We start from the raw sequence: 17,596 nt of genomic DNA on the forward strand, positions 1-17,596 counted from the left end.
CGACGGAACTTGTGAGGCCTTGGAATTTTGTAAGGTTATGTATCAACCCGCGCGTCGGACGACGGCGTCACACCTTCGTGGTCTGAATGGGAACCCCGGTTTCGGTGCCCGCTTCCGGATGCTCGGATGGGAGAATCGGCGTGGTCTGGTGCGCGTTCACCGGCAGAACAATGCGGGCACACAGCCCGCCCTCCGCGCGATTGGAAAGCGTGATGGTGCCGCCGTGTTGCAAGACGATGCTGCGGGCGATCGAAAGGCCGAGCCCATGGCCTCCGGTCTCGCGGGAGCGCGATCCTTCGAGGCGCAGAAACGGCTGGAAGACATCGCGCAAGCGGTCGTCTGGGATCCCGGGCCCAGTGTCCTCGACCAAAATCTCGATGCCGCCCTCGGAGATGGCCCAGGACAGGGTCGGGTTGCGCCCGTAGCGCCCCGCATTGTCGATCAGATTGCGCAAGGCCCGGCGCAGAGCATTGAGTTTGATCTGCACCATTGCCTCAGGTCCCGGGCACACATCCAGCGTATCGTGGGTTGTGTCCTGAATGTCGGTCAGAAACGCGCCAATCTCGATCCGTTGCAGGGCCTCGTCCTGTCCCACGCCGCGCGCATAGGCCAGCGTCGCTTCCACCATATCCTGCATCTCGTCGAGAGAGGCCGCGATGCCGGTCTTGGTCTCCGCATCCTCCACCATCTCGGCATGAACCCTGAGCGCGGTGAGCGGGGATCTCAAGTCATGGGCCAGGGCGGCCAACATCTGCGTCCTGTCCGTGACGAAGCGGGCCAGACGCGCTTGCATGTCATTGAAGGCCGTCGTCAGGTTCCGCACTTCATTTGGGCCGACCGGCGTGAGGGGTCCCTGACCACCACCGCGCCCAAACTCTTCGGCTGCCGCAGCGAGTTCATTCAGGGGTCGCGTCAGCCGGGTCAGCAGGAACCAGAAGATCGCCAGCAGCAACACGGCGGCTGTCAACACGAAGGAAAGTGTGGAGGCCCATGACCATTGGATTGGCGGGCGCTCGAATCGGGTGGCGACGTTCAGCCATTGACCCCCGGTAATGGCGATCGAGACTTCCATCTCGATGGCCGCCAGGGTTCCCTGCATCATTTCGGCGTGCATTTCCGCCATTTCCGGCGAGAGGTTTGGCAGCGGCAACAGCCCCTGTTCAATCTCGTGCACCTCGACGCGGATATCGCGGGTGTAGCCATCGTTTAAAAGCGCACGAATACGCGCTTCAATCGCCCCGTTCTCATCATGGTGGGTGTGCGTGACGGCAGGCGTGTCGCCGAGATCGAAGCGTACAAGGGGCGAGTTCGCGGCCGCAACGATGTCCTCATGCAATTCAGGCGGGGCTTCCTCGATCAGGCGGGCAACGTTTGCCGCACGTCCGGCGGCCTCACTGCCGATGGCCGCCTGGACGGCAAGCGATCGTTCATCGACAAACAGCCACAAACCCACGACCTGCGCCACGAACAGGACCGACACAACCAGAAGAGCGATCTGCGAGCGGAACCCCATACGCATCAGGTCTCGATCTCCACGTCGCAATTGAGACAATACCCGCCATTGCGCACTGTCGATATAATGCGGGGGCGAAGCACGTCCGGTTCGATTTTCCGACGCAGGCGCGAGACCTGGTTGTCGATCGTCCGATCGAAGGGTCCGGCAACGCGGCCTGCGCTCAGCTCCAAGAGCTCATCCCGACTGATCACCGCGCGGGGGCGCTCCAGCATGACTGTCAGCAGGTTTGCTTCTGCCGTTGTCAGTGGATTGACCGTGCCGTCAGGGCAAATGACTTGCCTGGCATCATGATCGAATGTGATCCCGGCAAACGTTGCGCGCTTGCCCGCAAAAGTTCCGCCATGCGGGGTGTATCCGTCTCCCGCGCGGCGGAGGATTGCATTGATCCGCGCCAGAAGCTCACGCGGATTGAACGGTTTGGCCAGATAGTCATCAGCCCCGGTGTCTAGCCCCTTGATCCGATCGTCGTCATCGCCCAGTGCTGTCAGCATAAGGATGGGCGTCTGCTGCTGTTCACGGCGCAGTCGCGCGCAGGCGGCCAGCCCATCTTCCCCCGGCATCATGATGTCGAGCACGATCAGATCGAAGCTGTGTTTGGCCAGCTGCGCATCCATTTCGCCCGCGCTCTTGGCGCCTGTCGCGCGTAGCCCGTTTTTCTCAAGATAGCGCGTCACAGAGTGCCGGATCTCGGCGTGATCGTCGACGACCAGAATATGCGCAGCGGATCCCATCAGCTCTTGACCCCGGTACACCGGAATAACTGCTTCATCCACCAAACATCCAATAAATCTCTCGTCATAACGTACAGAATAGATTGATCTTTGCGGAAAGGCCCGCCTGTCGTTTGTCGCAATATGTATCAATACCCCTGACATGTCTTGACCCTCCAGTAGCTGGAAGCCCCAAGTCACTCTGCATGACAGGTGTATACCCTAACCCATCACGGCAATTTCCCAGCCACCCGGAGCAACAGAGCGTGGGGCGGCCAACGTGGCTCGGTTTGGCACTTTTTGGGCTGACGCTGCCCGCCCATCTTTTTGTGGAACAGGACAGCTCGCTGGTTCTGGCAGCAATCACTCGGGCCCTGATCGGCGGGGCCTATATCGGGTTCGGGGCCGCCGATGGCCGCCGGTCCGTGTTCTGGTCCGAGCTGGCGGTCGCTCTCGTCTTTGGGGCGGCGGCCGTAGCGGGTCTCCTTTGGCATTGGGCAGCCTTGCCTCTGGGCCTCGCGCTCCATGCGCTCTGGGATCTGGCGCATCACAATGCGCGTCGCCTTACCCGGGTCCCGCGCTGGTACATCCCGTTTTGCGTTGTCTTCGACCTGATGGCGGCAGCCTTTCTTGTGCTGCTCTATACGAGGTAGGCCAAGGTGCGTCTCGTCGTTCTCATCCTTCTGGGGCTTGTGCTGGTCATACTGGCGCGTCCGGACCTTGCTGGCCTCGATATCGATCTGCCGGAGCGCGACGACCTGCGTCGCTGGATCGATGCGGCCGGTCTTCTTGGCCCGGTTCTGGTCGTGGCGCTGATGACGTTGGCGATCGTGGCCAGCCCCCTGCCCTTGGCGCCGATCGCGCTTGCCGCCGGGGCCGCCTACGGGCACACCTTCGGAACCTTGCTCGTCGTGCTCGGCGCAGAGATCGGCGCGCTTGCCGCCTTTCTGCTCGCGCGCGGGCTGGGGCGCCCTTTCGTGGAACGCCATGTCGGCGAGACGATCGGGCGCGGGCTGCTGGGATCACAAAATACCCTGACGTTTGTGGTGTTCGGGAGCCGGCTGCTGCCGTTCCTGTCCTTCGACATGGTGAGCTACGCGGCGGGATTGAGTGTCCTACATCTCTGGCGGTTTGCACTGGCGACACTCGCCGGGATCATACCGGCCAGCTTCTTGCTCGCTCATCTCGGCAGCGAGGCCATGAATGGCGACGTGCAAACCGCCACCTGGACGGCGCTGGCGCTCGGCGGGTTCACCGCCCTGTCCGTCCTCGTTGCGGTCTGGCGCGGCAACCACACTGCAAAAAAGGAAATCTGACATGGCCGCTCATGCGCACGCGGGACACATGCCATCTTCGGGCAAGGCTCTGGCCATATCCGCCTGGTTGACCGGCATATACTTCGTGATCGAACTGGCTGTTGGGCTCTGGACCGGCTCGATCGCGGTGCTGTCGGATGCATTTCACACCTTGTCCGCCGTCGGAGGTGTGCTTGTCGCCATCATCGCGCAGCGGATCGCCCGCCGCCCTGCGGACATGGCGCGCAGTTTCGGCTGGTATCGCGCCGAGATCATCGGCGCGCTGGTCAATGGCGGCTTTCTTCTCGGGATGGCGCTTCTGGTGATCTGGATGGGGGCGATGCGGCTCGGGGATCCGATCCATCTGCCCACGGGTCCAATGCTCTGGGTGGCCTTCGGCGGCTTGGTCACCGAGGTGATCTCGCTTGGCCTGATGTGGAAATCCAGCCAGGATGATCTCAATGCCCGCGGCGCACTCTGGCACATCATCCAGACCTTTGTCGGCAGCCTGTTGATCATCGTGACCGCCCTCGTCATCGAATTCACCGGCTTTCTGGCGATCGATCCGATCCTTGGCATGGCCTTCGGGGTCGTGCTCCTTTGGGCCTCGGTCGGGGTCATCCGCGAGGCGGTACATATTCTGTTGGAAGGGACCCCCGAGGACACCGATCTCGACGCTGTGACCGCAGATCTGCGCGCGCAGGACGGCGTTCTCGATGTCCATCATGTCCACGCTTGGACGCTGACCAGCGGCAAGCACGCCTTCTCGGCCCACCTGCGCCACACCGAGCCTGCCGATGCCGCCCGCATCCTTGAGACCGCTTATACGCACCTGACCAAGCATCACGGGTTTCACATGGTGACCCTGCAGCTTGAAACGGATTGCCTCGACGAGCGCCACGCGGAGGATTTGGACATAACGCAATCGATGGGACCGGAGGCAAAGCATCATGCACCATCCGCGCACCACGATCACCTCGACAGGCCCGCTCGCGATGTTAGTTTAGACAACAATTCAAGAGGAAACGACACATGAAACGACGTACCTTTCTGCTGACCGGCGCTGCCGCGACTCTCGCGCTTCCGGCCGTGGCCGATACCGGACCAATCATCAAGGTTGTCAAAACTCCGACCTGCGGATGCTGCACGGCCTGGGTCGATCATGTCCGGCAGGCCGGATTGCCGGTCGAAGCCCAGGATGTCGATCAAGACACCCTCTATGCGCTGAAAGACAGGCTCAAGATCGCGCCAGAGCTTGCCGGGTGCCACACAGCGGTGGTCGGCGATTATTTCATCGAAGGCCATGTGCCGGCTGAAGACATCGCCCGGCTTCTCGCAGAGCAACCGGCGGCGCGCGGGCTGACCGTGCCGGGCATGCCGATGAGTTCCCCCGGGATGGGCGGCCCCGGAGCCGGGGATACCTTCGATACGTTGCTCGTCGGGCTCGATAGCGCGACATCGGTCTTTGCCAGCCACAGCTAGGCCAACGTGTAGGTCCCGCGCGACGGGTTGGTGACCCGACCCGCTTCGACGAGAGCCCGCAGCGCGCGGTACGTGGCCTCATGCGTCAGCTGGAGGCGGGCTGCGAAGTCGACGACGGTGCCCTCCAGAAGACCCGCGACCATCCCCGCCATCACCCGGTCCTCGGCGCGGCGGATGCCGACGATTTCCATGATCTGCCGGTGCGCCTGAACTTGTTGGGCCGCCTGGCGTCCATAGGCGCGCGCGAAATCCGGGTTCGCGAAGGCGGCAAGGACTGCGGATTTGTCTATCCGGATGAGCTCTGCTGCGTCCATCACGATGGCATCGCAATGATAGCGCTCCGAAAAGACTGAGGCTTCGGCGAAACTGGTCCCGGATGTCGCCCGGTGAATGATGAGGCGCTCGCCATTCGGCCCCACCCGCTCGAGATGCACGCGCCCAGTCTTCAGCACATAGAGGCCCCGGGTCCGTGCACCCTCTCGAAAGAGCACGTCGCCAGCCGCAGCCATTTGCGGCCGCACGGCAGATGTCGGGAGAAGGTCATAGGGCTCTGGCAGCATATGATTGAAATCATATTCTAGAGCAGGCCTGCGTGCTAGAGAAAAAGGGTATCGTCCCCTTGTAAAGGATCCCGCCATGCGCATTGTTGCTCTCCTGCTTGCCCTGTCATTGTCTGGACCCGTCGCGGCCCAGCACGGCCACTCCGCGACCGGGCATGCGATGCCGGGTCCGCAGGAAACCGGGCAATCGGCCTTTGCTGCCATGGCCGAGATCGTGGCGCTCCTGCGCGCCGATCCGGCCACCGATTGGGCCAAGGTCGATATCGCGGATCTGAGGCGACATCTGGTGGACATGGAGCTTGTGACGATGGAGGCTGAAGTCATCCGCAGTGTGCGGCCCGCCGGTATCCGTTTCGAGATCCGGGGGGCACCGCGCGTTCTCGAGGCCATTCGTGCCATGGTGCCTGCCCATGCGCCTTTCCTTGTGGCCGAGACGGGTTGGGAGGTCACGACAGAGGATCTCGGGGACGGTGTCGCCCTCGTCGTTGACGGCGATTCCGACGAGATACAGGGTCTCGGGTTCTTCGGATTGATGACCATCGGCGCGCATCACCAGGAGCATCATCTCATGATGGCAAAAGGCGCACCGCCCCACCATTGAGCCAATGATTGGCCTCAGTTTACCTCCGCCAGCCCCCAGGTTGCAGACAAAACGTTACAAAACCCGCGTTGACGTTCCGGCGCGGGAAGGGTGCACACTTGCCATGCTATGGATGCGACCGGCGACACTGAACGCAGGGATTTCCTGTACTATGCCACTGCTGGTGCGGGCGTGGTCGCCTCCGGTGCGGCGCTCTGGCCGCTGATCAATCAGATGAACCCCTCGGCGGATGTGCGCGCCCTGGCGACGATCTCGGTGGATATCTCCGGGCTCGCGGAAGGGACGCAACTGACCGTCAATTGGCGCGGAAAACCCGTCTTCATCCGCCACCGGACGCAAGCGGAGATGGCCCAGGCGCGTGAACAGGCGGTCTCAGCGTTGCCGGACACCGATGCGCGCAACCCCAACCTTCCCGGCGAGGCCGCAGCGCAGGATGAGAACCGCGCCATTCCGGGCCATGACGCCTATCTGGTTATGATCGGTGTCTGCACGCATTTGGGATGTGTCCCGCTTGGCGATGGCGCGGGCGATTTCGGGGGATGGTTCTGTCCCTGCCACGGGTCGCATTACGATACTGCGGGACGCATTCGCAAAGGGCCTGCGCCGGAGAACCTACACATTCCACCTCTGGCCTTGTCCGATAACATGGTGCTGACACTCGGTTAACCTCGCAAGCGTCCTCCTTTTGGTCAGCTACAAGGACGGTGACGCCGCCGTGTGCTCTGTCTGGCTCTGCTCAAGAAACGACGCCATTGGCAATGTGGAGGTGATGTTCGCAGCCCTCGGAGTGTGGGGCACAGCTACCGGTTGGCCAGACCTGATCGTCGCGGCCATCATGGCCAGCCTGTTCTTGTCCTCAGCGTTTCAGATCGTTCGCCAGGCGCTCGCCGAGCGCCGGCTTCATGACACACGGGAATATGCATAGATCCAGACAAGCTGGACCACCTCAGAGTGCAACAAAACAGCGGGTGAACGTGAGTTGCGTTGCTGCGTCTGGGGCAGGGCATACGACTACCGCCGAGCTAATTCGATAGAGTGGGTCCCATTATCGTTACCGCTGCGAGCGAGATTTTGACAATCCATCGACCAACGTTGCAAAACGCGCAAGAAACTCCAACGCGATCAGTTTACGACGGCAAAAATTTGCCTCGGATATCGAACCAGATCGCGAGGACAGCAGGCCTCCAGCGACCATCGACGGCTGGAAAGCTGTCAGCGATTGTGCCAGATTGCCCAGCATGGCAAAACGCAAATCAATTGACCCGCAGCGACGTGCTGAATTTAGAGAAATCGCGCGCGAGATCATTCGTGAGGATCGTGCCGCGAAGAAGTACGGTTACTCACAAAACACGATCGGTGCGATCGAAAGAGCACTAAAATCTGCGTTTCTTGATGGCAGAGCGATCGGCTCGGGCGAGATACCGGACAGCATCAATTCCAACCTTACGTGGGAACAGCTGCCTCCGCGAGCGCGCGACACACTCTCCTCAATGTCCTTTGGCTTCAGTGCGCGCCTAAATGAAAAGACCTATCCACCGAGTGCGATCCGTCGATTTCTCACAGATGGAAAATATCGTTGGAGGACGGAGGCTCTTGATGGCTCACTTCACGATCATTCCGTCGCAGATGGTTCAGTGCGTCCGCTGGTAAAGCTTGGATTAATTGCCGAGGATCCGAGCGCTGATAATCGCTTCGAGCTGACAACTCCTGGCATTGAACATTGCGAGGACTACTGGCGAAGGTCCGACTTCGACGATCCAACGCTGCCGAAAATCAGCCTCCGTCCCACATAGAGAGGGAGTCTGCTAGCACCTGAGGCAATGTCAGATCGTTAGAATCAATGAAGGCGTCCTAAAGTTCGGGTGCGTTCCGCGAAGATTTCGCGGATTGAGCGGCTAACCGTTGACAATACAATGATCAGTTCGTTCAAAGACTGGCCTATCCGCAGCAGCGTTTTTTCTAGATTTCGAGGTATATTCCTACAAAATCACAACATTTACACATAGGCACAAATCATGCTATTCAGGTTTCATGAAACCTGACAATGGCAACACCGCGCATCAGCCGCATGAAGAAACGCTTCAGGTCCAAATACCGGCGGCCACCAAACGCGCGATCCATATCCGTTCCGCTGAGACCGGAGATCCAATGCGCGTGCTCGTCCTTAGAGCACTCGCCGCGTACGGCTTCCCGGTGCCTGAACAAGACCTTGTGGATCGCCGGAAACCCCAATGACAGTCCTTTTGACACTCGCCTCGTATGAAACGGCCGCGCGACGAACCGATCAGCGCCGTGACATCGATGACGGTTTGGCTTTCCCATTGCTGGGCCTGTTTGGCGAAACCGGCAGCCTTCTGAGTGAAGTGAAGAAGAAGCAGCGTGATCCCGTCGCCTATCTCGGCTACGAAGACACTGTCCTCGAAGAGCTTGGCGACGTTCTGTGGTATCTTGCCGCCGTCACAAACCGCGCGCATCTGACCTTGGCTGATTTGGCCGTCAATCTCGACCGTGACCTTGAGTGCTGGCAATCAACTGGCGACAAAGATCTGACCTTCACCGCCATAGAGGCGAGTGCCCAACCTGTCGCTAGCGAACCGTCGCCTGAGTTCGAAACAGCCTTGCTGCGCCTCTCCGCAGAGGTTGGCCTTCTGATGACAGACTACAATGCAGGACGGCTGCAACAAAATCGCTCTGCGCTCAAAGGCCGGTTGATTGCCGTACTTAGAGCCCTTCGCACCGCTGGTCATGAGGCGGGCGTCCCGCTCAGCAAGGCCGCGCAGTCAAATCTTGAAAAGATCAATGACCGCTGGCCAAGGACTCGGCAACCGCCACCTTTGTTCGATGCTGGTTTTCCTGCAACGGAACAACTTCCAAGGCGGCTGAAGATCAGGATCGAAGAGATCGAGCAAGATGGCAAAACGGCAGCAAGACTAACACGAGATGGCGTGTTGATAGGCGACCCCCTAACCGATAATCGAGCCGAAGATGATGACTACAGATTTCATGACGTTTTCCATCTATCCTATGCAGCACATCTTGGGTGGTCGCCGACCTTGCGACGCTTGCTGAAGGTCAAACGAAAGAGCGACCCAGTCACAGATGAAGTACAAGACGGTGCTCGCGCTGTGTTGATAGAGGAAGGCATCGCGACCTGGATATTCAATCATGCTCAGCGCTTAGCGCTGTTCGACGGGATCGAGACGCTGGACTATGGATTACTCAAATCCGTCCGGCGGTTCGTTTCCGGTTACGAGGCAGAAAACTGTCCACTCTGGCTCTGGGAGGATGCTATTTTGAACGGATACAAAGTCTTTCGCGAAGTTCGCACACACCGTGGTGGCACCGTCACCATTGATATGGACGAGCGGAAAATCTGGTTTGACGCACCATGACCCAACAAGCCGCAGATTTTGTGAATGCACTGTGTGATGTGCATCTGGACCACGTTTTCAACCCTTACACGGATCACTGCCCTCTATTTGACCGCGAGGATGCCGCTACCAAGCGTCGGCAAAACCTTGAGCGAAGCCTTGCCTCCGCCATAGACCTAGAAGTCAGAACGATCTGGATCGCCCGCGACCTAGGATATCGTGGTGGCCGACGTACCGGCTTGGCTCTCACAGACGAGATGCACCTTGATGCTTACAGCACTCTATTTCGAGGCCTACCGGTCGAGCGTGCTACAAAAGGGCCACCTGTCGGCGAGCGCACGGCGAACACAATCTGGCGTATGCTAGCGCGAGTCGGTCAGCCAGTGTTCCTGTGGAACGTCTTTCCACTTCACCCGCATGCCCCAGAAGAACCAATGACCAATCGATGCCACACAGCGAAGGAACGGCAGGCATGTAGCTGGTTCTTCAACGCGCTGATAGATCTGCTTAATCCAGACAAGATCATCGCCATCGGCGGCGACGCCCACAAGGCTGTCGAAAGCATGGGTATCAGTAGCGTCCAAGTTCGTCATCCAAGCTATGGAGGTCAAAACGTCTTCATTCGCCAGATTGAAGAAGCCTACAATCTTGGCTCAGACGAGACACCAGATCTCTTTACGCAGCCCGTCGGTTGATCAAGAGCTCATCACAGTCTGTGATGAGCTGGCGGACATCATTCTTGCCCCACTTGCCAACACCATCCTTGCCAGAGTTGGTTTCGAGGTTGGCACTGGTCGAGTTCAAGGTCAGAGTGCCAACCTCGAAACCAGACTCGCGCGCGATGAAAGCTTGTAGGTCAGCCAGCCCAAGAATATTCCCAAGCGTCTTCTGGATATAATAGTGATTGCGATAGGTCGCATAAATATGCAGTCGATTAGTATTCTTTTCGGGCTTCAGCTCGACCAGGCTTAGGCATGGCCGGTTGCGCACATTGCGCATAAGTCTCGCCGGATCGCTCACAACCAGCTCATACTTCTCCGTATGAAATACTCCAGTTCGGGCTTCTCCGAGCATGTCGATCAAGACCGCAAGCTGGTTGATAGGCGGGCCCCCCTTTTGATTTGGCCATGCTACAAACCGCTGAAAGTAGCGTCCCCAACCAGTCTTCATAGCGCGCTCAAAAACCCTCATGTACCGCTCGGCCAATGCTTCAGCACCATCGCCGTGATCGAGGCTTTGTGGGAAAATTGTGTTGGCGACCGTTGAAATTGGATATTGCTTATGCGCCCGCAAAAACCCATCGACATGCCGGATGACCGCGATCTCTTGATCACTCATCAGAGTTGGGTTCTGAATGTGAACATTCACGCCACCCAAATGAAAGCCGTCAGCGTCCCGTAACGCTTTAGCCGTCTCAACCCAAGCGCGCACTGGTGTGCGCGTCAGCGTAACGTCCATCGGATTGAAGTACATCACTGTCTCCTTTCGAGATGACAAAAGCGCCAGCGAGGCGCGGACCTAAATAACTTTCTCGAACCCACGCATGGCCATTGTGGCCCCAATTCGGTCCCCATGAATTGCGCAGCAGCATTACTGGTTCGCCGCCATAATCGCCCTGACCAACCACAATCACGGCATGACCGCGCCGTTGATCTACCGGTTGTCCAATATCCGCCCCAAGGATCACCTCATTGCCGGCATAATCCCAAGTGTCAGGGAATTTGAATGTGTCTGAGACAAACATGCCAATCGCGACTGGCACATTTTGTTCCAGACGTTGGCGCACCGTATGAAGCCCGGCGCCACACCCGCTTGATGCTGAGGTGAGCAACGGTCCTGTTGCTACCGGTGGCCGCCAACTCGACGGGTTCGGCGGTTGCTGAGAGTAAGGCCAGACCCACTCTTCCGGCTGCCCGAGCGCGTGAAGCACAGCTCGCGTATCAGGGATTGTCGTACCTTCATGGGGACCGCTCCCCGCCTGCTGACAAACATGATAAAATAGCCACTCCACGCAGAGGGCCTCCGGATGCAGTCGTGCATGGCGATGAACGTCCGATGCGACAAACGCCAAACAAGTTGGTCGACGCCCCTGATTGCTTACCCCGTGCAACTGATCGCGGATATCGGTGGTGGTCGTCAGTGTCATTGGAGGGCCAACCGCTCCAATCGTTGACGCTCAAACAGACCAGCCTCATCGCTCGTCGCTGTGCGATAGTGTAGGGTTAAGGTCTGCGGATCATCATCCGGATCCCAAGGACGACATTCTTTGAGTTTTAAGGTGTTCGCTGTTGGATAACCTGCTTGAGCAATGATGCGACGCACCGTTGGCGAACCAATAACGCCCTCGGGCACTGGTTCACGGCCGTCTTTGAGGATCGCAAATCCCGCCGCTTTTAACTCGTCAAATGTCCAGACATACCCTGCGCCGGTAGCTTCGTTGAGACGAAGTAGGAACAAGTCATCCCGGCCCGCTTCGATCACGGCTCCTTCGTCTCGCTCAGTGAGCAGCCAAACATCACTGCGCCTGGCATTCGGCAAAGGCTGACCATCGAGAAGATCCAGCTTCAAATCCTTTGGCTTCGCCTTCAACAATTGCTGACGCATCCCGCGTGTGATGACACTTTCACGCTCAAGACCATAGACAGCTCCTGCATAGCTAGTGCCAAACCGCAAAGAGGCCTGGTAGACAATCTCTGGGCTGGTCACATGGTGGACATCCCAGCCCTGCACTTCCATCTGAGCAGTGATCAGGTGTGAGGGCAGCAGAAAGAACGAGGCAAACGCATCCGCCTCACGCTCTTCTGGCGGGACTTGATTGAAGCGGCTGTCAGCGATGGGGCCACGTCGCAGGATACCCTCATCATCGGCATGCGGATCATGACCAAGGGCGAGGTGGCCCAGTTCATGTGCCGCCGTAAATCGCTGCATGCCAAGAGGGCGTTCCGTGTTCAAAATGATACCGGCAGCATCATCTTGCTTCATGAACGCCCCCAAAAGTCTGTCGAGTGGTTGGAACATCAAAGCAGCCCCACGCCGATCAATGCTGTCGAAGACGTCCACGCGTTGCGCGCGCTTTGCACCTTGATCATAGCCGAGGTCTTGCAGGAGCCGCATAGCCCCCTTCATACCCCTCAAGATAGATCTTCGATCGGCTTCCAGGGTCATCAATTAAGCCTTTGACTTCATTTGCAGAAACTCAGCGAACCGCTGCAATTCCTGACGGTCATTATTCGACAGAGCAGATGCAGTTCGCGCCAGAAACGCGACATCTGCCGGCACTGCCGGCTCGTCGCCCGTAAAGTACTGCACCGAGCGCTGATAGAGATGCGCCAGCTTCTTTAGCTCTAGGGCGCTGACGTTTCGCTTTCCTTTCTCAATCTCGGAAACCCCAGTGCGGGGGATACCAAGATGCTGAGCAACTTGGTCTTGCTTCAAGCCAATGTACTCGCGCGCTCCTTTCAGCTTTGCTCCGAGAATTTGGCCTTCATCCTCCGGCCCTTCAAAACCCATTTGTGGCTGTGAATTCATGAGACAGTCTCTCCCTCCTGTTGCTGCTTCTCGCGCCAAAGCAGACGGCTTTGTGCGAGGATGCCTTGAACACAGTCTTCGACGTCGTCGAAACCGCCCGGTGGCATTGTGTCTTCAGGTAGCTCGATTCCAAGCTCAGCTTCGACACGCAACACCACGCGAATTACCACCTGTGAATCCACTTCCGGACGCCACCCCGACTTGGTCGGCGGGCGGTCATTCGCAGCCGCGACAATCTCATCACGGATGGCGGTCTCTACAATAGCTTCTGGAAACTGCATGGCTGCCTCAATGTCGATTTACCCGACACATACATAGCACGTGTCGGATATTCCGACAAGTGGCTCTGTGCAGAAGCTATGGAATACTTACATAGGTGCGTAGTTCCCAGCCGACGAGACCGACAGCCAGCGTGATCAAGATCATTACCAAGGCGCGAAATATCGACACTTGCGTCTGCTGTTTCTGAAGTTTTTGATTTAGGTCGCTTTCAAGCGCTCGCTGTTTCTCTGAAAGGCTTTGCAGCGACAGAATTTCGCCGCTGATCCCGTTGATCAGCTTAGGATCAATACCCTGCAGACCATCCCCTGGCTTCTTCTTAAGGGCCGTTTCCCGGTCGAGATCAGCGTACCAAATCAGAAACAAGGGCTGACCATGAGTTAGGTGCAGCGGCCGCGGACCAGCATTGAGAACAGAGAAGATAAGTTCTCCTTTGTAACCGGGATCTACGTGGAAGCCCGAAATGTTGACCAGGCCGCTAAATTTCTGTCGTGCCTTGATCGAGATAAAAGCCAAAGCATTGTCCGGAACGGTGACAACTTCCTTCGTTGTCAGAAAGCCAAATTGACCAGGCGGGATCGCGAAGGCCTCGCCATCTTGCAGTTTTTTCTTGCTGTGTCGACTGGGCGAGGCGATTTCCCGATCGGGGCTGATGTAAACCTCATCGCCGATGTGCAGAGTGTATGCCGCACAATCAATAGCATCGGTATCAAACGGTTCGATCAGATTGGGTAGTTTGTCACCAAGCTTTTCGCCAGACCAAAACGCCATTTGAGATTTCCTAGAAGCAGTATTAGAAAATTAGAAATACCGGATTTTAAGAAAAATGGCATGACTATGTCGTTGAAGATACACAGTGAATTTATAAATTACAATCGTTGCCACCACTAACCCAGACAGAAGATGTGCATGTTCATGTGCGGCTTTCATGTCTGGTCAACCCCGCATCCTCCAGCTGCTCCCGATCTGGCAGGTCCTGAAGCGACTGCAAATCAAAAGCTATGAGGAACTGTTCCGTCGTGACATAGGTGTAAGGTGCTCCGCGCCGCGGCGCGCGCGGCCCGGTCCCGATCAGCCCTTGCGCATGTAATCTGCCGATCAGATCGCGGCTGATCTCCTTGCCGAAAATGTCCTTGAGACCGTCCCGCGTGATTGGTTGGTGATAGGCAATAGCGGAGAGGACAGCGACATCGTATTCGCGCAGGTCCAAATCCTGATCGCCCACATCCGCGGCCGTCCGGATCGCCGCCGCGTAGGCCGGCCGAGTCCGCAACATCCATCCACCGGCGACCTTGGCCACTTCAAACGCGCGTCCTTCGAGATCAGCGGCAAGATCGTCGATCAGCAGATCGACCGAGGCCCCCTGCCCCACCACGCGGGCCAGGTCCACGCGCGGCACGGGCGCGCTACTGGCAAAAAGAACCGCCTCGATCCGGCGCATCCATTCGCGCCAGCGCAGCTCGGCGGGGAGGTCTTCCAACTCCCTGTCGAGTTTTTGGTCAGCGTGATCCTTGGCCATCGCTCAGATCCCGTAGAGCCGGAAGGTGTCCCGCCCGGTCAACTCACGCACAGCGCCGAGGTCCACCAGCCGTTCGCAGAACCGGCGTGCGGCGCGATCGGACCGGAGCGAGGTTAGGGATGTCGGCGCCACAGCGTCCCGGATCAGAAACTGCGCCACCGCTTCCTCGGCGCCCTTCGCTCGGAGCTTTGGCCCGACCTCTTTCAAGCGCGCTGCACGCCGGGCCAAATCAGCACCCTCGCGCACGGCCTCGACCGCGGCCGCCAAGATCGCTCGATGGCAGGCCAGGCGCAGCTCTTCATCTGATTTACGCAGATCGGCCCGCCTGAGACCGAGCGCGAGGAGCGGCAGGACATGGTTCCACCCCAGCGACTGCGCCAAAGCCGCGTCGGCCAGGATCAACGCCGTAGCGGGCTCCCTCGGTCGATCCGCGAGAACCGCCTGCAGCACGAACGCGGTCCGCGCGACCGGAGGCCCCTGCCCCGCATCCAGCCAGGTTGCGATCTGGTCGGCGTCGATCTCGGGCAAAGCCCGGCGCAGGGCCTTGACAGAAGCCGGTCGCTCTACCGCCCGTCGCCAGGAGAGATAGATCTCACCCGCCGGTCCCGAACTGTCACCGGGCTGCAAGAACGCCACCGCATCGCGCAGTTCCGAAGCCCGTTTCGGTCGTCCCTGATGGGTCACGCAGGCCTCTGCGGCGCGCAGCGCCAACCGTGCACGTAGCAAGGTCTGGGGGACCGCATGTTGGCTCAACACAAGATGCAGATGGTTCAGCGCCGCACCCGACAAAAACGCCACATATTCAGGGGTTTCGGGTCGTCCGGCAGTGACCCAAGCGGGCAAATGCGGTAACTTATCGAAGCTGTCAGTGGCGTAGATCATGTCACAACACTATCGCACTACGGCGCTTTCTGCCACAATATAGTGTACAAACCGCCCCACCCTGCGGTTACTTATTATGTCCAATAAGTTTGCCTTATCGGACGTAAAAAGATATACTGCGAAGCAGTTCAATATCATTGCCGGATTCAGTGGAAAATGCCCTCAGAGACCGAGAAATCGACGTCAGCGCCCTCTGATGAGCTGGAAGATGCTCGCGTCGACGAGAGAGATCAAGAGGAAAGCGATGGCATTGCTTTGCCCTCCCATGTCGCCGGTTCTGGCTCGCTCGATCGACTGGTCGATACCGCCCGCGTCTGCGGTCGCCATCTCGCCCTTCTTCAGGTGATCAAGGAGCTGCGCCGTCCCCTCCCCTTTCGCCTCGCGCACGGCCTCGAGGATCCGGACCTTGGGCACGCGGTTCAGGTAGGTATCGGCCGTCGGCTCCCAACCCGCCTCGACCATGTCGAGTTCGACCGCCTGTGCGACCAAGTCGGGCTGGGTCATCTGCTTGGTCAAACCGCTGGCGGAGATACCGGCACTATAGGGGTTCACCTTCTCATGGAGCGCGTTGATCCCGAAGCTGAGGCTATGCGCGAGAAGGGACAGCGCACTCGCCTGATCGAGGGACGTCAGGTAGTCCCAGAGAGCGGCATCATCGCCGAGCGGCAGGTCGGCCTCCCACTCCGCGTGGCGCTCGTCAATGAGCTTGGCCACCACGCTATCCTTCAGATCGCTCGCCTGCGCCGACATATAGACGTGACGCACCCAAGCCTCGAGGCAGTTGCCGGCCGAATTGGATGTCCGGAAGATGTCATTGACGAGCTTCAGGAGCAGCAGCGTCAGGGCGACGTCAGGAGAACGCCCGATAGCTTCCCGCAGCGCCAGGGTGCGGAGCGCCGTCAGTTCCATGATCAGCCGCTCGGGCAGGTCGAGCGAGACATCGATCCATTTCCAACCTTCGGCCGCGATGGCTTCGGCTTCAGCCTGAAGCTTCCCGCTGACCAGACGATCGAGAAGGGCAGGGTCTTCCAGCCAACCGCCGTCATCGCCTTGGAAGAGGTCATGCAACATGGTGCCTCTAGCCGACTCATAGGCCTCGACTCCGACAAAGGCGGCACGACGGTCAGAGGCGCGCACAGAGGTTTCGGCCAGCATGCGTCGGATCTGATAGTGCTCCTTGTTCCACGACGACCGGATCGCCTCCCAGACCTGAACCTGGCGCTCGTGATCCGGATTGACCGTGAAGGCCATGAGCTGCTCCAGCGTCATTTCATCCTCGGCGTAGAGCTCGAGCAGGGCAGGGGCCACGGCGGCGAGTTTCAGGCGCTGTTTGACCACCTGCGGTGTGACGAAGAAGGCGGCTGCGATCTCTTCATCGCCTTGACCCTTCTCCCGCAGTGCCACGAAGGCGCGGAAATGATGGAGCGGATGCAAGGCAGCGCGCTGCATGTTCTCAGCGAGCGAGTCATCTTCGGCAAGGATCGTGGACTTGGCATCCCGCACGATACACGAAATGGGCGCCGACTTGGCCAGGCGTTTCTGCTTCACCAACAGCGACAGCGCCTGGAAGCGTCGGCCGCCGACCGGGATCTCGTACGTGCGGGTTTCGGCACCGTCATCGTCCAGGACGGGCCGGACGCTCAGGCTCTGCAGCAACCCGCGGCGGGCCATGTCTTCGGCCAGTTCCTCGACCGAGATGCCGGCCTTGATGCGCCGAACGTTGGACCGGCTCAGCACGAGCTTGTCGAAAGGAATGTCCCGAGAAGGGAACAGGATGATTTTCTGGGCAGATTTCGCCATCAGATCTTCTCCACGACGGGCGCCGGAAGCCACTCTCCCGATCTCACTTCCCG

At 59.0% G+C, this 17,596-nt stretch carries 22 protein-coding genes and 1 pseudogene; 10 read left to right on the forward strand and 13 right to left on the reverse strand.

Annotation, left to right across the window (positions count from 1 at the left end; genetic code table 11):
- Positions 1 to 67: 67 nt before the first annotated feature.
- Together ACG74X_RS20215 and ACG74X_RS20220 are read right to left on the reverse strand one after the other, a co-directional pair.
- A complete protein-coding gene (locus tag ACG74X_RS20215) occupies positions 68 to 1,519 on the reverse strand; it encodes an ATP-binding protein (protein ID WP_411237128.1) in 1,452 nt (483 codons plus the stop codon).
- Positions 1,519 to 2,247, reverse strand: coding sequence for a response regulator (locus ACG74X_RS20220; RefSeq protein WP_411237165.1), 729 nt, complete (start codon positions 2,245 to 2,247; stop codon positions 1,519 to 1,521). The genes ACG74X_RS20215 and ACG74X_RS20220 overlap by 1 nt, the downstream gene beginning before the upstream one ends.
- Before the next feature lie 245 nt (positions 2,248 to 2,492).
- On the opposite strand from ACG74X_RS20220, the gene ACG74X_RS20225 reads away from it, so the two are divergent.
- Genes ACG74X_RS20225 through ACG74X_RS20240 form a run of 4 tightly spaced genes read left to right on the forward strand, consistent with a single transcriptional unit; the run spans position 2,493 to position 5,003 of the window.
- Positions 2,493 to 2,879, forward strand: coding sequence for a DUF6010 family protein (locus ACG74X_RS20225; RefSeq protein ID WP_411237129.1), 387 nt, complete (start codon positions 2,493 to 2,495; stop codon positions 2,877 to 2,879).
- A gap of 6 nt (positions 2,880 to 2,885) precedes the next feature.
- Positions 2,886 to 3,542: a TVP38/TMEM64 family protein gene (locus tag ACG74X_RS20230; RefSeq protein ID WP_411237130.1), complete on the forward strand. Its 657-nt coding sequence runs from the start codon at positions 2,886 to 2,888 to the stop codon at positions 3,540 to 3,542.
- A 1-nt stretch (position 3,543) separates the two neighbouring features.
- Positions 3,544 to 4,557 (forward strand): cation diffusion facilitator family transporter, encoded by a 1,014-nt coding sequence (locus tag ACG74X_RS20235; protein WP_411237131.1) that lies wholly within the window; start codon positions 3,544 to 3,546, stop codon positions 4,555 to 4,557.
- The gene (locus ACG74X_RS20240; RefSeq protein ID WP_411237132.1) at positions 4,554 to 5,003 is read left to right on the forward strand and encodes a DUF411 domain-containing protein; all 450 of its coding nucleotides are present in this window, start codon (positions 4,554 to 4,556) and stop codon (positions 5,001 to 5,003) included. Before ACG74X_RS20235 ends, ACG74X_RS20240 begins: the two co-directional genes overlap by 4 nt.
- On the opposite strand, the gene ACG74X_RS20245 is transcribed toward ACG74X_RS20240, so the two are convergent.
- On the reverse strand, positions 5,000 to 5,563 hold the full coding sequence (locus tag ACG74X_RS20245) for a Crp/Fnr family transcriptional regulator (RefSeq protein WP_411237133.1): 564 nt from the start codon (positions 5,561 to 5,563) through the stop codon (positions 5,000 to 5,002). The two genes, ACG74X_RS20240 and ACG74X_RS20245, sit on opposite strands and share 4 nt — an antisense overlap.
- A 76-nt stretch (positions 5,564 to 5,639) precedes the next feature.
- Here ACG74X_RS20245 and ACG74X_RS20250 point away from each other — a divergent pair, with 76 nt between their 5' ends.
- From ACG74X_RS20250 to ACG74X_RS20265, 4 genes and pseudogenes are all read left to right on the forward strand, one after another.
- Positions 5,640 to 6,164 carry a hypothetical protein gene (locus tag ACG74X_RS20250; RefSeq protein WP_411237134.1) on the forward strand — a complete coding sequence of 175 codons (525 nt, stop codon included), beginning with the start codon at positions 5,640 to 5,642 and terminating at the stop codon, positions 6,162 to 6,164.
- A 108-nt stretch (positions 6,165 to 6,272) separates the two neighbouring features.
- Entirely contained in the window at positions 6,273 to 6,830 is a 558-nt protein-coding gene (gene petA, locus ACG74X_RS20255; protein WP_411237135.1) for a ubiquinol-cytochrome c reductase iron-sulfur subunit, read from the forward strand.
- Positions 6,823 to 7,089: pseudogene (locus ACG74X_RS20260) on the forward strand (cation transporter); the annotation flags it as partial. The gene petA and the pseudogene ACG74X_RS20260, both read left to right, overlap by 8 nt.
- A gap of 313 nt (positions 7,090 to 7,402) precedes the next feature.
- Positions 7,403 to 7,957: a hypothetical protein gene (locus tag ACG74X_RS20265; protein WP_411237136.1), complete on the forward strand. Its 555-nt coding sequence runs from the start codon at positions 7,403 to 7,405 to the stop codon at positions 7,955 to 7,957.
- 229 nt (positions 7,958 to 8,186) lie between these two features.
- On the opposite strand, the gene ACG74X_RS20270 is transcribed toward ACG74X_RS20265, so the two are convergent.
- A complete protein-coding gene (locus ACG74X_RS20270) occupies positions 8,187 to 8,396 on the reverse strand; it encodes a hypothetical protein (protein ID WP_411237137.1) in 210 nt (69 codons plus the stop codon).
- Here ACG74X_RS20270 and ACG74X_RS20275 point away from each other — a divergent pair.
- Complete coding sequence (locus ACG74X_RS20275) at positions 8,396 to 9,556, forward strand: nucleoside triphosphate pyrophosphohydrolase family protein (RefSeq protein ID WP_411237138.1); 1,161 nt, start codon at positions 8,396 to 8,398, stop codon at positions 9,554 to 9,556. The genes ACG74X_RS20270 and ACG74X_RS20275 overlap by 1 nt on opposite strands.
- Positions 9,553 to 10,230 carry a uracil-DNA glycosylase gene (locus ACG74X_RS20280; RefSeq protein ID WP_411237139.1) on the forward strand — a complete coding sequence of 226 codons (678 nt, stop codon included), beginning with the start codon at positions 9,553 to 9,555 and terminating at the stop codon, positions 10,228 to 10,230. The genes ACG74X_RS20275 and ACG74X_RS20280 overlap by 4 nt, the downstream gene beginning before the upstream one ends.
- Here the strand turns inward: ACG74X_RS20280 and ACG74X_RS20285 are convergent.
- From ACG74X_RS20285 to ACG74X_RS20325, 9 genes are all read right to left on the reverse strand, one after another.
- Positions 10,211 to 11,008, reverse strand: coding sequence for a hypothetical protein (locus tag ACG74X_RS20285; protein ID WP_411237140.1), 798 nt, complete (start codon positions 11,006 to 11,008; stop codon positions 10,211 to 10,213). The two genes, ACG74X_RS20280 and ACG74X_RS20285, sit on opposite strands and share 20 nt — an antisense overlap.
- On the reverse strand, positions 10,950 to 11,681 hold the full coding sequence (locus tag ACG74X_RS20290) for a C1 family peptidase (RefSeq protein ID WP_411237141.1): 732 nt from the start codon (positions 11,679 to 11,681) through the stop codon (positions 10,950 to 10,952). The genes ACG74X_RS20285 and ACG74X_RS20290 overlap by 59 nt, the downstream gene beginning before the upstream one ends.
- Positions 11,678 to 12,700 carry an ImmA/IrrE family metallo-endopeptidase gene (locus tag ACG74X_RS20295; RefSeq protein ID WP_411237142.1) on the reverse strand — a complete coding sequence of 341 codons (1,023 nt, stop codon included), beginning with the start codon at positions 12,698 to 12,700 and terminating at the stop codon, positions 11,678 to 11,680. The genes ACG74X_RS20290 and ACG74X_RS20295 overlap by 4 nt, the downstream gene beginning before the upstream one ends.
- A gap of 3 nt (positions 12,701 to 12,703) precedes the next feature.
- On the reverse strand, positions 12,704 to 13,063 hold the full coding sequence (locus ACG74X_RS20300; RefSeq protein ID WP_411237143.1) for a helix-turn-helix domain-containing protein: 360 nt from the start codon (positions 13,061 to 13,063) through the stop codon (positions 12,704 to 12,706).
- Positions 13,060 to 13,344, reverse strand: a complete 285-nt coding sequence (locus ACG74X_RS20305; protein WP_411237144.1) for a hypothetical protein — start codon at positions 13,342 to 13,344, stop codon at positions 13,060 to 13,062. Before ACG74X_RS20305 ends, ACG74X_RS20300 begins: the two co-directional genes overlap by 4 nt.
- A gap of 76 nt (positions 13,345 to 13,420) precedes the next feature.
- The gene (locus ACG74X_RS20310) at positions 13,421 to 14,113 is read right to left on the reverse strand and encodes a dCTP deaminase domain-containing protein (RefSeq protein WP_411237145.1); all 693 of its coding nucleotides are present in this window, start codon (positions 14,111 to 14,113) and stop codon (positions 13,421 to 13,423) included.
- Between the two features lie 142 nt (positions 14,114 to 14,255).
- Entirely contained in the window at positions 14,256 to 14,861 is a 606-nt protein-coding gene (gene scpB / locus ACG74X_RS20315) for an SMC-Scp complex subunit ScpB (RefSeq protein ID WP_411237146.1), read from the reverse strand.
- A 3-nt stretch (positions 14,862 to 14,864) separates the two neighbouring features.
- Positions 14,865 to 15,743, reverse strand: coding sequence for a DUF1403 family protein (locus tag ACG74X_RS20320; protein ID WP_411237147.1), 879 nt, complete (start codon positions 15,741 to 15,743; stop codon positions 14,865 to 14,867).
- 183 nt (positions 15,744 to 15,926) lie between these two features.
- A complete protein-coding gene (locus tag ACG74X_RS20325) occupies positions 15,927 to 17,543 on the reverse strand; it encodes a ParB/RepB/Spo0J family partition protein (protein ID WP_411237148.1) in 1,617 nt (538 codons plus the stop codon).
- Between the last annotated feature and the right edge of the window lie 53 nt (positions 17,544 to 17,596).

Source organism: Marivita sp. S0852 (assembly GCF_046591575.1).
GTDB lineage: Bacteria > Pseudomonadota > Alphaproteobacteria > Rhodobacterales > Rhodobacteraceae > Marivita.